General features: G+C 44.2%; 14 protein-coding genes. 2 read left to right on the forward strand and 12 right to left on the reverse strand.

Translation table 11 applies throughout. From position 1 onward, the window contains the following. Window positions 1–47: 47 nt before the first annotated feature. The 10 genes from sufU to J2S00_RS04955 all read right to left on the reverse strand — a co-directional run bounded on the left by sufU (window position 48) and on the right by J2S00_RS04955 (window position 11,494). Entirely contained in the window at window positions 48–506 is a 459-nt protein-coding gene (sufU, locus tag J2S00_RS04910) for a Fe-S cluster assembly sulfur transfer protein SufU (protein ID WP_307336220.1), read from the reverse strand. Then, entirely contained in the window at window positions 490–1,716 is a 1,227-nt protein-coding gene (locus J2S00_RS04915) for a cysteine desulfurase (protein WP_307336223.1), read from the reverse strand. The genes sufU and J2S00_RS04915 overlap by 17 nt, the downstream gene beginning before the upstream one ends. Continuing rightward, window positions 1,716–3,017, reverse strand: a complete 1,302-nt coding sequence (sufD, locus tag J2S00_RS04920; protein ID WP_307336225.1) for a Fe-S cluster assembly protein SufD — start codon at window positions 3,015–3,017, stop codon at window positions 1,716–1,718. Before sufD ends, J2S00_RS04915 begins: the two co-directional genes overlap by 1 nt. A 20-nt stretch (window positions 3,018–3,037) precedes the next feature. Next, a complete protein-coding gene (gene sufC, locus J2S00_RS04925) occupies window positions 3,038–3,823 on the reverse strand; it encodes a Fe-S cluster assembly ATPase SufC (protein ID WP_307336228.1) in 786 nt (261 codons plus the stop codon). A gap of 254 nt (window positions 3,824–4,077) precedes the next feature. After that, complete coding sequence (locus tag J2S00_RS04930; protein ID WP_307336230.1) at window positions 4,078–4,641, reverse strand: hypothetical protein; 564 nt, start codon at window positions 4,639–4,641, stop codon at window positions 4,078–4,080. A gap of 202 nt (window positions 4,642–4,843) precedes the next feature. Next, on the reverse strand, window positions 4,844–5,737 hold the full coding sequence (locus J2S00_RS04935) for a nitrilase-related carbon-nitrogen hydrolase (protein WP_307336233.1): 894 nt from the start codon (window positions 5,735–5,737) through the stop codon (window positions 4,844–4,846). Between the two features lie 79 nt (window positions 5,738–5,816). Next, a complete protein-coding gene (hydA, locus tag J2S00_RS04940) occupies window positions 5,817–7,232 on the reverse strand; it encodes a dihydropyrimidinase (RefSeq protein ID WP_307336236.1) in 1,416 nt (471 codons plus the stop codon). Window positions 7,233–7,277: 45 nt separating this feature from the next. After that, complete coding sequence (preA, locus tag J2S00_RS04945) at window positions 7,278–8,549, reverse strand: NAD-dependent dihydropyrimidine dehydrogenase subunit PreA (RefSeq protein ID WP_307336239.1); 1,272 nt, start codon at window positions 8,547–8,549, stop codon at window positions 7,278–7,280. A 64-nt stretch (window positions 8,550–8,613) separates the two neighbouring features. After that, window positions 8,614–9,999 (reverse strand): NAD(P)-dependent oxidoreductase, encoded by a 1,386-nt coding sequence (locus J2S00_RS04950; RefSeq protein WP_307336242.1) that lies wholly within the window; start codon window positions 9,997–9,999, stop codon window positions 8,614–8,616. Next, window positions 9,989–11,494, reverse strand: a complete 1,506-nt coding sequence (locus J2S00_RS04955; RefSeq protein WP_307336244.1) for an aldehyde dehydrogenase family protein — start codon at window positions 11,492–11,494, stop codon at window positions 9,989–9,991. The genes J2S00_RS04950 and J2S00_RS04955 overlap by 11 nt, the downstream gene beginning before the upstream one ends. A 264-nt stretch (window positions 11,495–11,758) precedes the next feature. Between J2S00_RS04955 and J2S00_RS04960 the strand changes: the two genes are divergently transcribed. Both J2S00_RS04960 and J2S00_RS04965 read left to right on the forward strand, forming a co-directional pair. After that, complete coding sequence (locus tag J2S00_RS04960) at window positions 11,759–12,280, forward strand: KOW motif-containing protein (RefSeq protein WP_307336247.1); 522 nt, start codon at window positions 11,759–11,761, stop codon at window positions 12,278–12,280. A gap of 22 nt (window positions 12,281–12,302) precedes the next feature. Beyond that, complete coding sequence (locus J2S00_RS04965; RefSeq protein WP_307336249.1) at window positions 12,303–12,728, forward strand: hypothetical protein; 426 nt, start codon at window positions 12,303–12,305, stop codon at window positions 12,726–12,728. 58 nt (window positions 12,729–12,786) lie between these two features. Here the strand turns inward: J2S00_RS04965 and J2S00_RS04970 are convergent, their stop codons facing one another. Then, window positions 12,787–13,017, reverse strand: coding sequence for a hypothetical protein (locus tag J2S00_RS04970; RefSeq protein ID WP_307336252.1), 231 nt, complete (start codon window positions 13,015–13,017; stop codon window positions 12,787–12,789). 70 nt (window positions 13,018–13,087) lie between these two features. Next, the gene (locus J2S00_RS04975) at window positions 13,088–14,569 is read right to left on the reverse strand and encodes an NCS1 family transporter (protein WP_307336255.1); all 1,482 of its coding nucleotides are present in this window, start codon (window positions 14,567–14,569) and stop codon (window positions 13,088–13,090) included. Between the last annotated feature and the right edge of the window lie 203 nt (window positions 14,570–14,772).

Here is a 14,772-nt window from a genome sequence, read left to right on the forward strand (position 1 = left end):
ATCCCCGTTTGGGGCCTGCCACCTTCATTGTTGGTGTCACAGTTTGCTTATGCTTCCTCTTCTTTTCCAAGCCCTTTTTCCATCGCCTTCCAGGCTAATGTGGCGCACTTGATGCGCGCTGGAAATTTGGACACGCCTTGCAGAGCCTCAATGTCCCCCAAGTCATAGGTCTCATCATCGTACGGCTTGCCTTGCATCATGTCAGAGAAAATGGCAGATAATTGCAGGGCATCTTCCACCGGCTTGCCAATGATGACCTCGGTCATCATCGAAGCAGAAGCCAGGGAAATGGAGCATCCTTCACCCACAAACTTGGCGTTTTCAATTTTTCCGTCTTTGACAATCATCTGCAGGCGGATACGGTCCCCGCAAGTGGGGTTGTTCATATTGACTGTTAAAGCACCATTCTCAATTTCCCCGCGGTTGCGCGGGTTCTTGTAATGATCCATAATCACCTGCCGATACAGTTGATTAAGATTAACCGGGTATTTATTCTCCAATGACATAACCGAAATACTCCTTTGTATTCACTAAACCATCAACCAGTTTATCTATATCTTCTTTGGTGTTGTACAGATACAAACTGGCTCTGGCCGTAGCGGTCACATTCAACCATCTCATCAGAGGCTGGGCGCAGTGATGGCCGGCACGGACAGCAATCCCGTAAGAATCGAGCACTGTGGCCACATCATGCGGATGGACATCATCAAGATTGAAGGTGACCAGTCCGCCCCGCTCTTTGGGGCCGTAAATCGTCAGCCCATCGATCTCCTGTAACCGTTCTAAAGCATAAGCAGTCAGTTCGTGTTCATGCCGGGTAATATTGTCTAAACCGATCTCTTCCAAGAAGTCAATGGCTGCTCCTAAGCCAATCGCACCGGCAATAATGGGGGTGCCTCCTTCAAATTTGTGCGGCAACTCCTTCCAGGTGGATTCATATAATTCCACAGTATCAATCATTTCCCCGCCAAATTCGACGGGCTCCATCTCTTCCAACAGCTTTTTACGCCCGTACAGAACACCAATGCCGGTGGGCCCACACATTTTATGCCCGGAGAAGGCGAAGAAATCGACATCTAAAGCCTGCACATCAATCTTCATATGGGGGGTGCTTTGTGCTCCGTCAACCACGATCACAGCGTCTTGGGCATGAGCCAGCTGGGCCAGTTCCTTAATCGGGTTGATGGTACCCAGTACATTGGAGACATGGGTGCAGGCCACCACTTTCGTATTGGACGTGATTTTTTGGCGGGCATCTTCCATATTGAGTGTCCCGTCTTCATTTAAATCGATATATTTCAAGGTGGCCCCAGTCACTTTGGCCGCTTGTTGCCAGGGGATCAGATTACTGTGATGCTCCATCGGGGTGATCACAATCTCATCCCCTTCGCGGCACACTTGACGGGCATAACTGGCAGCCACCAGGTTCAGGGCCGTCGTGGTGCCGCGGGTAAAAATAATTTCCTTGGTGCTTTTGGCATTGATAAAGCGGCGCACTTTTTCACGGGCGCCCTCATAGCCTTCCGTCGCATAATTGCCCAGCGTATGGACGCCCCGGTGCACATTGGAATTGTACATCCGGTAATATTTGGCCAGTGCTTCGATCACCGGCAGGGGTTTATGGGAGGTGGCTGCACTATCCAGATAGACAAGGGGATGCCCATTTATTTTTTGATCCAAAATAGGGAACTGTGCTCTGATCTCTTCTACGTTCATTATTTAACTTTCCTTTCAATCACATCGATTAACCGTTTTTTCATGCCTTCTAACGGTATTTTTTCCACAACCGGGTTTAAGAATCCAAGGATAATCAGCCGCTCTGCTTCCGATTTGGAAATGCCGCGGGACATGAGATAATACAGCTGCATTTTATCCACCTGCCCCACGGAAGCGGCGTGACCGGCTGTGACGTCGTCTTCGTCAATCAACAGGATCGGGTTGGCATCCCCACGCGCTTTTTCACTGAGCATCAGCACCCGTTCAGTTTGTTCTCCATTCGCTTTGGTGGCCCCTTTTTCAATCTTGCTGATCCCGTTAAAGATGGCCCGGGCAGCATCTTTCATCACAGCATGACCCAGAATTTGCCCGTCGCTCGCACGCCCGAATTGGATCATTTTTTGCACAAAGTTTTGGGACTGTTCGCCGCGTCCGACCACCACCGATTTACTGTCTCCAGTGGAGCCGTCTCCTTTCAGAATGGTCAGGTTATCTGAAACCGTGTTGCCGTCATGCATTTGGCCTAAAGCCCAGTCGATGTGCCCATCGCGGTCAACCGTTGCCCGCCGGTACACATAGTTGGTGACGTTCTTGCCCAGATTATCAACGGCGGCAAAGGTCACATTGGCTCCGGGCCCTACAAACACTTCAGCCACATAGTTGTTCACAGACGTTCCTTGCTCGGCACCAATGCTGTTCTCCACGTAGGTCACTTTACTGTTGTCTTCAGCGACGATCAGAATGTGCGGAATCAGCCCCACATCACCGTTTTCCTGCCAAAAGACACTTTGCAAGGGAACATCGACTTCCACATTTTTAGGCACATACAGGAAAACCCCGCTGTTGAACAAAGCGGTATGAATGGCGGTCAATTGATGTTCGTCCACCTTCACCAGTTGAGCCAGGTAGCGTTTGACCAGATCCCCATGTTCCTTAACTGCTGTTTGAATATCCGTGAAGATGACACCTTTCTGTTTCAGGTCTTCACTCAGCGCCTGAAAAACCGCCCGTCCGTTTTTATGAATAACGACATTGCCTGCCCCTTGCTCATCACCAATGACCCGTTTCACTTCATGAGGCAGACCTTCCACACTACTGATAGGCGTTTCTTCCCCAGGGTGGGTGAAAGTGAGCAGGTTCCAATCGGAGATTTTGGTTTTTTCCGGTTTAGGCAGCTCCAACTTGCCACTCAATTCAAAGCCTTTCAAGCGCAAATCAAGCAGCCACTCCGGTTCACCCTGCTGTTTCGAGTACCCGGTGATAAACTCCTGCGTCAGTTCCGCTTTTGTCTCTACCGTCATTCTGTACCCTCCTTTGGCCCTTAAGCTTCTTGGCCTACTGTTTCGTCTTTGATGCCGAGTTCCTCTTTGATCCAGTCGTAGCCTTTTTCTTCAAGCTGCAGGGCAAGCTCAGGTCCACCTGATTTGACAATGCGGCCTTGCATCATCACATGTACAAAGTCCGGTTTAATGTAGTTGAGCAAACGCTGATAGTGGGTAATGATCAGAAAGCCGCGCTCCTCGCTTCTCATGCTGTTGACCCCGTTGGCGACTACTTTCAGCGCATCAATGTCCAGACCGGAATCAATTTCGTCCAGGATGCAAATGCGAGGTTCGAGCATCATCATTTGCAGGATTTCATTGCGCTTTTTCTCCCCGCCGGAAAACCCTTCGTTAAGATAACGTTGGGCAAAAGCTTCATCCATATCCAGCACTTTCATTTTTGCTTCCAGCTGGCGGATAAACTTCATCAGAGAAATTTCGTTCCCTTCGCCACGCTTGGCATTAATGGCTGAACGGAGAAAGTCAGCTGTAGTCACACCGCTGATTTCACTTGGATATTGCATGGCCAGGAACAAACCGGCACGGGCTCTCTCATCCACATCCATGTCTAACACATTTTGACCGTCAAGTTCCACAGAACCTCCAGTCACTTCAAAGTGAGGATGGCCCATAATGGCCGAAGCCAAAGTACTCTTACCAGTCCCGTTGGGACCCATGATGGCATGGATTTCGCCACCTTTAACCTCCAAAGAGAAGCCTTTCAGAATTTCATTTCCTTCTACAGCCACTCTCAGGTTTTCTATTTTTAAATGTGGTGCAGACATAGCCAATACCCTCCTATGTTTGTTAATCATATTTTGCTGGATCCCACTGATGAGTTGGTTCTCAGTTGATTCTCAACCTCAAAGTACATTTTATAGTATATCATATGTAGAAATTAAGAAAAGGGACAACCACCAGCGGGGACACAGCAGGAAAAATGTTATTTATAATCATTATCATTTAAAATACATTTTAGCATAGAAAAAGGGATTTGCTAACCCGGCAAATCCTTTTTTTAATAACCTTATTTTTTATACTAGTTTTCCCGGCTGAATTTTTTTGATGATTTTAAAAATTGCTCAATATCAAAGACAAACTCTAGTTCCACATCGTAAATCTGGTTTTTACAATCATAGGCCACATAATACGTCAAATCGTCATTCAGATGGTAGACGATCCCGTCGTATCCCTTCGATAGCAAATACTCCCGAATGATGTTGCCTGTCCATTCGACGAGCTGCAGGGAAGAACCTTGCGGGTACAATACCTCAATCTCGCCATCTGGATACTTCCACTTTAACGCTTCTTGCCTAAGCTCCCGTTCGCCAAATGTTTCATCCAAAACAATAGGATTGCGCAATCGCAGCTTTTGTTTCAAAATAGCCCCTTTACTTCTTGAGGTCTCTGCATGACAGAAGGCATATTCAGCCGCCACCAGTATGTTGCTCACCAAGTAAACCCCGTTGCCAAAAACCGCTTTGGCATGCACACCATCTTGAAAAACCCTGCGCTCCCTTTGATCATACGATTGTTCTCTGATAACCTTATACGCTTCTTCAAGATCGACACCCCGGTAAACAATCCGTTCCAATTTTGTCACCCCAACTTTCATGCCCTATAATGAGATACCGTAGGTAAAACAACATGACGATCACTTACATATTCATATTCTACGATATGATCCAAATTCCTTCTTAATGTTCTATATTGTCAGAAATATTAACAAAGAAATTTCCTTTACAAAAAACTATCCCTCCATCACGAAGGGATAGTTTTTCATGTGTTCGCAGTTGAACCATTTACTATGGTAATAATTTAACCATATCTTGATACGTTTCAGGTCTGCGGTCACGGAAGAATTGCCACTGATCGCGAACCTCTGCAATGAGATGCCGATCCATTTCGCCAATGACAACTTCCGTTTTATCACGGCTTCCCATTGCAACAAAATTACCTCTGGGGTCCACAAGATACGATTGCCCATAAAATTCCCCGAGATTCCAAGGCTGTTCATATCCAACACGGTTGATAGCACCAAAGTAGATACCGTTGGCGACAGCATGGGCAGGTTGCTCCAGTTTCCATAAGTATTCAGATAAACCAGCCACTGTAGCGGATGGATTAAAGACGATTTCAGCTCCGTTGAGGGCTAATAGTCTGGCTCCCTCAGGGAAGTGGCGGTCGTAGCAAATATAGACGCCCACCTTTCCATATGTGGTATCAAAAACAGGATACCCCAAGTTACCCGGTTTAAAATAATACTTTTCCCAGAATCCATTGTTAAGGTTTTCGCCAGCCTGAACATGGGGGATATGATTTTTACGATATTTTCCTAAATAAGAACCATCCGCATCGATGACAGCCGCTGTATTATAGTACACCCCTTCGGCTGCTTTTTCGTATATAGGTAAGACGATGACGACCCCTAACCTTTTGGCCAGCTCCATGAACGTTTGGGTGGTAGGGCCATCGGGGATGGGCTCCGCTGCAGCGTACCACTTTTCATTTTGTTCAGTACAGAAGTAAGGAGTGGTAAACACTTCCTGCAGGCAGATGATCTTCGCTCCCTTTGATGCAGCCTCTTCGACTAACTTAATATGTTTTTGAACGGCATGATCAATGTGAACCTGTACCGGTTCTTCCCCTGAAACATCATGCGTAGCTTGAATGAGACCAATTTTCACATATCTGGACATTGTTCTTCCCCTTTCTTCTATATAATAATGTAGAGTTTAAAATAATTGATTTAAATTCCTTTTTCCACGGTTTCGCCCCTTATTTAGCCGTTGCTTCATCTTTATTAACGAGTTGGGTATTAAATTTATTACGCTTGATGTATTGCCCATGACCAATCTGTCCCACAAACTGTTTATCTCGAATCACAAATTCCCCTCTTGACAATACTGTGATGGGTTCTCCTGTCACTTTCATTCCTTCGAAGGCACTGTAATCAACATTCATATGATGGGTTTCGGCAGAAATGACACGTTCAACATGAGGGTCAAAGATGACAATATCTGCATCACTGCCAACTGCAATAGTCCCCTTTTTTGGGAAAAGTCCAAACAATTTAGCCACTTGAGTAGAGACGATATCGACAAATTGATTTAACGTGATACGACCCTTTTTAACCCCTTCTGAGAAAAGAATACTCAGACGGTCTTCAATAATCGGGCCTCCATTGGGTATTTTGGAGAAATCCCCCACTCCTAACTCTTTTTGTCCTTTGAAGTTAAAGGAGCATTGATCCGACCCCAATGTTTGCAGAGTTCCTGTACTCAAAGCGTTCCACAGCACATCCTGATGCCACTTTTCCCGTAAAGGGGGTGACCAGACGTACTTAGCACCTTCAAAATTTGGCTTCTCCAATGCAGACTGATCCAATACGAGATATTGGGGGCAAGTTTCTCCCCAAACGTTATAGCCTTTGCGACGCGCTTCGGCAATCTTCTCTACGGCGTCAGCACATGAGACATGAACAACGTAGAGTTGTGAATTGGCCAGCCCCGTCAATTGAGCTGCTCTTCCTGTCGCCTCTCCTTCGGCTTCAGGCGGGCGGGTCAAGGCATGGTATATGGGATCTGTGTTCCCTTTGGCCAAGGCATCTTTTACCAGGTAATCAATAACATCTCCATTTTCGGCATGTACCATCACTAGAGCTCCCAGTTCCCGGGCAGCGATCAGAGTGCGGAATAAGGTTTCGTCATCAGCTTGAAACACGTTTTTGTAGGCCATGAAGACTTTAAAAGATGTGATTCCTTCTTCTTCAATGACCTGAGGCAATTCAGCTAAGACATCTTCATTAATCTCCCCGATCATCAAATGGAAGCTATAATCAATGGCCGCTTTTCCCCTTGATTTTTCATGCCAGGTCTCAATAGCCTTTTTCAACGGCTCACCTTTTGTTGTCAAGCAAAAATCAATAATCGTGGTCGTGCCGCCATAAGCGGCTGCAATGGTGCCAGACTCAAAGTCATCAGCCGTAATGGTCCCGCCAAAAGGCATATCAAGATGAGTGTGGGGATCAATCCCTCCCGGGAATAAATAGCACCCTGCAGCATCGACCACTTCAGCACCATTTGCCTCTAAGTTTATTCCAATTTGTGAAACTTTTCCATCTTCAATTAAAACATCTGCTTGATATGTGTCTGCTGCGGTGACAATCGTACCATTCTTAATCAGTTTTTTCACAATAAAACGTACCTCCTTCTTGATTATGATTCTGTTATGGTACTCTTATGAAGATGAACAGCTCGGTTCTTTAATGGCCGCTTGCCTCTCATTCCAGGACATGGGAGTTTCACTTGGAATTTCAATCATATCAATAGCTCCCTCCACGGGACATACAATGGAACAAAGATTACAGCCTACACAATCGTCTTCCCGTACTTCTAGATACTTCTCGCCATTTACATTTGTGAGAATATCAATACATTGATGGGAGGCGTCTTCACAGGCAATATGACATTTATTACAGTTAATGCAGACATCATTATTAATACGGGCCACCACTCGGTAATTAAGATCCAGATCCCCCCAATTTGAGTATTTAGCCACTGATTGTCCGATGATATCTTGCACAGAGGTGATCCCTTTTTCATCTAAATAGTTATTCAAGCCATCGATCATATCTTCCACGATACTAAAGCCATGATGCATCACCGCCGTACACACTTGGACTCCTGTAGCACCCATTAACATGAATTCCACAGTATCTTTCCAGGTTGAGATGCCGCCAATTCCGGAAATAGGAACATTAATTTCAGGATGACGGGCACATTCGGCCACCATATTTAAAGCAATTGGTTTGACGGCTGGCCCGCAGTATCCACCATGCGCGCCTTTTCCGGCTACATGGGGAATGGTATGCCATGTATCAAGGTCGACTCCCATTAAGCTGTTAATCGTATTAATGAGACTAATGGCATCGGCTCCACCTTGTACTGCTCCTCGAGCCGTATGGGTGATATCGGTTATGTTTGGAGTTAATTTAACAATGACGGGTGTTTGGGCCACTTCTTTTACCCAGTAGGTTTGTTGCTCTACCAAATCAGGATGCTGCCCGGATGCAGATCCCATTCCTCTCTCTGCCATTCCGTGGGGACAGCCAAAGTTCAATTCCAGCCCATCCACACCGACATCTTCCACCCTTTTGACGATTTCATGCCATTTTTCCCGTTTCGGCTCGACCATTAAAGAAGCAATGATGGCATGATTGGGGAATTTTTTCTTCGTTTCATAGATTTCTTTTAGATTAACCTCTAATGGACGGTCAGTTATCAACTCAATATTATTAAACCCTACTACTCGTTGGCCATTATAATGAAGTGCAGCAAAGCGGGAAGAGACATTGAGAATAGGTTCCCCTAATGTTTTCCAAACAGCTCCACCCCAACCTGCTTCAAATGCTCTTTGCACTTGGTAACCAGAGTTTGTTGGAGGAGCAGAGGCCAGCCAAAACGGATTGGGAGATTCAATGCCTGCCAGATTGATCCTTAAATCTGCCATATTAGGACCTCCTTTATTATTGTATAAGTTAATTTATTTTGCTGATTGACAATTTTCTATTTATTTATCCCGCTAAAGATGACTCATTTTTTCTGCCAAATAAGTAGTGGTGAATCCCATAGGCAGCTTGTTTCCCTTGCTCAGCAGCCGACACGACCATCGCCTCTCCTTGATTGTCCCCAAAAATGACATCTCCTGCAGCAAACACTTTTGGATTTGAGGTTTGTAAAGTTTCTTCGTTGATCTTCACCACCCCGTTATCATGTTCCAAACCAAAAGCCTCGATTAAATCCACATATCTGGTCTGGCCAATCGCTTTAATGACAGTATCTACCTCCATCACAAACTCCGATCCCTCAATTGGGATAGGGCGCCGACGTCCTGAAGCATCCGGTTCACCGAGCTCCATTCGAATGCACTCTAACTGCTTCACTTTACCCTGTTCATCGCCAATGATACGCACGGGCTGGGTTAACCATCTGAATTCAACCCCGTCCTGCTTGGCAAACTCATACTCAAATTGATAGGCCGTCATTTCCTTTGCAGTTCGGCGATAAAGAATCGTCACGTTTTCCGCCCCCAGGCGAACAGAACAGGTTGCTGCGTCAATGGCTGTGTTACCAGCACCGATAACTGCGACGCGCGATCCGACAAAACGGTCTGTCAGAGGCTTTGTTTTTGTGTCCTCAACAAATTGGATCGCATCATAGACCCCATCAAGATCTTCACCTTCAATGCCAAGCATGGGAACATTGCCCATCCCGATGGCCAAAACAACAACATCATATTGATCCATAATTTCATTCACAGAAATATCTTTACCGACCTGGCAATTGGTCCGAATCTCAACCCCTAATTTTTCTACTTGTTCCACTTCCCAGAGAGAAATTTCTTGAGGCAAGCGGAATGACACGATTCCATATGTGTCGAGTCCACCTGCTTTGTCTTTTGCCTCAAAGATAGTGACCTTATACCCTAACCGTGCAAGTTCACGAGCCGCCGATAAGCCTGCGGGGCCTCCCCCAACGATGGCGACCGATTTCCCATTTGGTTCACCGGCCTTGAACAGAAGCTCCTGGTTTTTCATGGCCCAATCTGTTGCATAACGTTGCAAGTCACCGATCATGATCGGTTTAGAGGCATTGTTTAATACACAGGCCCCCTCACATAACTCTTCCGTCGGGCACACACGGGCACAGCTAGCCCCTACCGGATTGGCTTCCATAATCACTCTGGCAGATCCTTTCATATTGCCAGACGCAATCTTTTTAATAAATGAAGGAATATTAATCCCGGTTGGACATGCTTTGATACAAGGTGCATCATAACAGTACAAACAGCGATGAGCCTCTTCAATGGCTTCTTTCTTCGTTAAACCTGGATTGACTTCGTTAAAATTGGATTGAATATCCTCTGCCGAGATGGAGATTGTATTTGGCTTAATGCTCATTGCGATGACCTCCTTCTTGGGTTGAATGTGGCTTGATATAAACCGTTTTCCATTCTGTGTAAAAATCGATCGCCGTGCTTCCCACTTCACGCATCCCCCCTAATCCTGTAGCCTTAATGCCACCGAAGGGAAACTGTGGTTCACTATAAGTTGAGGGCATATTGACATGAGTCAACCCTGCTTCAATGCGATTAATAAACTCTGCAGCCCTTTTCATGTCATTGGTATAGATGGCAGAGGAAAGTCCGTACTCCACTTGATTGGCCCACTCAATGGCTTGCTCAAAATCCTCCGCTTCCATCACACTAATGACTGGCCCAAATATCTCTTCCTGGGCAATGGTCATATCTGGTGTCACACTTCGGAACACAGTAGGAGCGATAAAGTATCCATTGTCGTAATCAGGACCTGTTAACCGATATCCGCCAGTCAGGAGGACAGCTCCCTCTTGTTTGCCAATCTCAATGTATCTCAAAATGTTTTCCAATGACTGTTGGTCAATTACGGGACCCATTTGGTTACTTTTGTCTATGGGTGCCCCCACTTTCACCTGTTTAATTTTATGAACAAGCATGTCGATAAACGGATCTGCTATTTGTTTCAAGACGATCACACGACTCGTCGCTGTACACCGCTGACCGCTCTCTCCTAATCCCCCGACAATCACATGATCCGTCGCCAGATCCAGATCGGCGTCTTCTAACACAACAAAGGGATTTTTTCCTCCCATTTCAGCCTGAAAACGTCCTCCCCGTTTCGCCACAAGCTGATTAATATGATTCCCGATGTTATTTGAGCCGGTGAAGCTAATCGCTTTGATATCAGGATGATTCGCTATGGCATTGCCTACCACGGAACCCGAACCGGTGACAACATTAATCACGCCTTGGGGCAATCCGATATCTTGGTAAGCCTGGATCAATTTCAAACTGACAATCGGAGTTTGACTGGATGGTTTAAATACCACCGTGCATCCACAAACCAATGCTGTGGCAATTTTCCATGCTGCAATAGCCAAGGGCACATTCCACGGTGTAATGATACCCACAACACCGACGGGTTCCCGTTTCGTATAACCGGTCACTTCCTGGTCCCATGAAGGAATCGTTTCTCCTGTCAAACGTTCGCCTTCTCCCGCTAGATATTTCATCACACGTAACGTTCGTATCACTTCAGCATGAGCATCCGCGAAACTTTTTCCGACTTCAAGGACGAGCTGCTGAATAAATTCATCTTTGCGTTCTTCAATAAACTGGGCTGCTTTATACACGTATAACCCTCGTTCAGGGGCAGGGGTTTCACGCCATATAGGCCATGTTTTCTTTGCCATCAACACAGCCTGACCAACATCTTCTTCGGTTGATTGTTGACAAATCCCTAGACGCATCCGAACATCAGCAGGATTTACCACCTCAAAAGTTTTTCCAGACATGGACGGAACCCATTTTTCGCCAATGAGGTTGTAAAACGTTTCAATTTTTTCTGAGACCGTCAACTTAAATCCTCCTTTAATCAATTGTTCCGCAAAAAAGTTTATATTTTCATAACTTAGTTATATTTTATTTTATCAAATTGTTATTTGTCAATATTTTTATAACACTTAACATATTTTGATTTAAATTAAATAAAAGTATAATATTTTTTTCTTTGATAAACACTATATTTTATAGTTAGGAGATTGCTCAAAATCAACTCCTTAGCTATCATATTACTTATATATGAGAACCATAATCAATTGTATAAATACGGGGGGAGTGAAATGAAAAGGGAACTTGAGGAACGGATCGCCAAAATTAAGCTGAGAATTGAAAAGGATCAACAACTTTTAAAGGAGTTAGAAGCGCAATATAGCGAGGTGCTCAAACAAGAGAAGGAGCGCCAACAATACCTGGCCTCCAGTGACATCATCAACATCATCAAAAAACATACTGGAAAAGAAAGCAACATGGCAACCATTAAACGCTGGGCTGATCAAGGATATTTAGGAGATATTGTGGACGAACGAAAGAGATTTTGGGCTTTAAAATCAAAACAAGGTAAAAAACGTTTTTTATATCCTAAAAAAAATGTGTATCAATTTCTCTATAAAAAAGGCTTTATTCAACCTGTCTTTAATGTGATCGATCGGGTTAAAGTGATGAGCGGAAACTATAAAGGCGAAATTGGAGTGGTTGTTAAAAGCGATTTAGTCGACGATGTCTTTTGTTATACTATACAATTAGAGAAGGACTTTTCGATTGTTCAAAATATCCCCGAGCAGGAATTAGTACAGGTTGAATAGGTTTTAACAGGAGGATACCAAGGTGGACGTCACGATTGAGATGAAAAACACAGTTGAAAACCAGCATTTGGCCCGACAAATACGCTCCTTAAACGAAGACCTGGAAAATCAGATTTACATTCGTTTTAATGAAAATGTGACTAAAATTATATTAGAGGGAAATATGATTTATATTCCCGATAAAAAATCTTTGCCTCAAGACAGCCGCATCACTGGCGTGCTTCGGAAAAAGAATCGCCATTATATTCTTAAACCTAAGGAGAAAAGTAAAACGGTCAATTTGCATCTTGATTCGGAGTTGGTTGAGGAACTGACCAGGATTCGCCAACATGTTCGAAATAAAACCCAGCACGAAATCCTATTGGAATTGTTTAAGAAAGGATTGGAACAGTACCATCATGAGCATGCGTCAGAAGCCTCAGTAGATAATAATAAGAAGAAGCAATAAAATAACTCCCATTTTTTCACGGTGGTACCGTGTTAAAAATGGGAGTAAATTTAATTTTTTAATTGGCCTTTTGTTGCTGAAACACAATTGTCGAAAAATATTTTCTGGCATCTGCGGTTAAAATGTGCAGCCTCTTTCTTCTCTCCTCATTTCCCCGTGGTGTACGTTGTAATTCAAAGTCAACAAAGGCCCCACTCAGGTTCTCTTCAATATTAACGATACTGTACCCCTGATTTAGCAAAGCGTCTATTTTTTCCTTCTCCTCAAAAAATTGTTTTGATTCTGCCATTACTTTTTCCTCCTTTATTTACCCATTATTTATGCTTTCTAGCATTTTTTAAGAATGGCAAGATTTCATTTCAAGAATATTCGAGTGAGGACTTCTTTTCTACAAAAGGAGTAGAGTCCATACCTTCTTCTTCGATCTGCCAGTCACGTCCCACAGTAATCCCTAAATACTTCTCATCACTTGGATCTTCAATTTCAGCTTGTTTATGCTTTTTAAAGTACCAATATTTCGCTAATACGTAATACACAGCTCCCCCGACGATAAATCCGACCAAAAACGAAAAGGTAGACAGAGCAATAGCGGCTAATCCTCCAATAATCCAGGAAAGAAATCCGGCAATATTAATTCCTTTATCATAACGGTACTGGCCATCATGTCTATAAAGATCTGGCAGATTTATTCTCCGTTTGCGTAAGAGGTAATAATCGGAAAATAAGACACCTACGATGGCGGACAGTATACCGCCCACCACTAATAAGAAGGGAATTAAAATCTCAAATAAGGTCCAGGGTTGGGCAAAAGAGCCAATTAGTCCGGCAATGATAACGCCAACGTAAAACGGAACTTTCGGACCTCCCACATTGGAAAAGATGGTGGCAGCCGGAACGAGGTTGGCTGCTGTATTTGTTGACCATTGAGCAAGGGCGATCATTAACAATAGAATAGCAAGAACAAGCCCGCTGGATGTTTGTTGAAGGGCGACGATCGGGTCATAGTTGCCCACAGCAATAAAGGCAACTGCACCAATGGTCACCATAAAGGTTTGGGTAAGCGGCATCGCAACCACACTGCCAACCAGTGTTCCTTTGTTACGTTTAAACCAGTTACGTTCATGTTTCGGTGCTTTGATATAGCGGGAGATGGACGGAATATCTGCTGCAAGTGTTGCCCAGTATCCCATGTTACCGAAGACGATAACCATAAAAATCGTAAACGCTGTCCATCCTGTAGCGGGTAACTCAACCCAAGCCCATACATCTCGACCGGCAGCAGCAGCCTGACCGGACAGGCTTATATACATCCAAATAGCGATGAGAATGATTGTAGGTGCAGCCAAATCGGCAAATCGTTCTATCGCTTTAATACCGATAGACGTATTAATCACTTGTATAATGGCAAAGATGATATAACATAGAAACCAGTTGTCAAAGCCAAACATTATATTGAGAATGCCATTAATAGCTGCCGATCCAAAGAAGGTATTGATCCCAAACCAAAATGAAGCTGTTACTCCCCGCAAAACAGAAGGAATATGTGTGCCAATCGTTCCAAACGGGGCTCTCATGTAGACTGGAAATGACAGACCATGTTCAATGCCTATATCGCCTGTGATAGTGATGAAAAGACCAATGGCAACCGACCCGATCAGAGTAGCCAATATCACCCATCCAAGCGGAATTGAACCTACCCCTTCTCCACCAATGGCAAATGCAGCGAGGACAACTGCCATTCCAACCCACATAAACGAAAAACCTAATGTACTGATTTTCCGCTCCTTAGAACCAATAGGCAACAAATCAGGCGATCGCAAATGGTAATCCTTGTGCTTCATACCAATCCCCCCTATTAGAATTTTTACAATATTTAATTTGCTTTTTTATTATAAAAAAAATAAGAGGCAAAATGCAATATAAAAATTTAAAAAAGATAAAAATTGATTTTTTTATATTAATAAAAACAACAAAAAATACACATGCTATTGTTATATTTATTTACAAAAATATTTTTGTCATTCATTAATCTCCTCCCCAACTA

This window comes from Caldalkalibacillus uzonensis (assembly GCF_030814135.1).
GTDB lineage: Bacteria > Bacillota > Bacilli > Caldalkalibacillales > Caldalkalibacillaceae > Caldalkalibacillus > Caldalkalibacillus uzonensis.

Coding starts and splice junctions, on each gene's coding strand:
- J2S00_RS04935 (WP_307336233.1), bottom strand. CDS start 5,737: ATGTCCAGATATGTGAAAATTGGTCTCATTCAAGCTACGCATGATGTT.
- J2S00_RS04915 (WP_307336223.1), bottom strand. CDS start 1,716: ATGAACGTAGAAGAGATCAGAGCACAGTTCCCTATTTTGGATCAAAAA.
- J2S00_RS04950 (WP_307336242.1), bottom strand. CDS start 9,999: ATGAGCATTAAGCCAAATACAATCTCCATCTCGGCAGAGGATATTCAA.
- J2S00_RS04975 (WP_307336255.1), bottom strand. CDS start 14,569: ATGAAGCACAAGGATTACCATTTGCGATCGCCTGATTTGTTGCCTATT.
- sufU (WP_307336220.1), bottom strand. CDS start 506: ATGTCATTGGAGAATAAATACCCGGTTAATCTTAATCAACTGTATCGG.
- J2S00_RS04970 (WP_307336252.1), bottom strand. CDS start 13,017: ATGGCAGAATCAAAACAATTTTTTGAGGAGAAGGAAAAAATAGACGCT.
- J2S00_RS04960 (WP_307336247.1), top strand. CDS start 11,759: ATGAAAAGGGAACTTGAGGAACGGATCGCCAAAATTAAGCTGAGAATT.
- preA (WP_307336239.1), bottom strand. CDS start 8,549: ATGGCAGATTTAAGGATCAATCTGGCAGGCATTGAATCTCCCAATCCG.
- sufC (WP_307336228.1), bottom strand. CDS start 3,823: ATGTCTGCACCACATTTAAAAATAGAAAACCTGAGAGTGGCTGTAGAA.
- sufD (WP_307336225.1), bottom strand. CDS start 3,017: ATGACGGTAGAGACAAAAGCGGAACTGACGCAGGAGTTTATCACCGGG.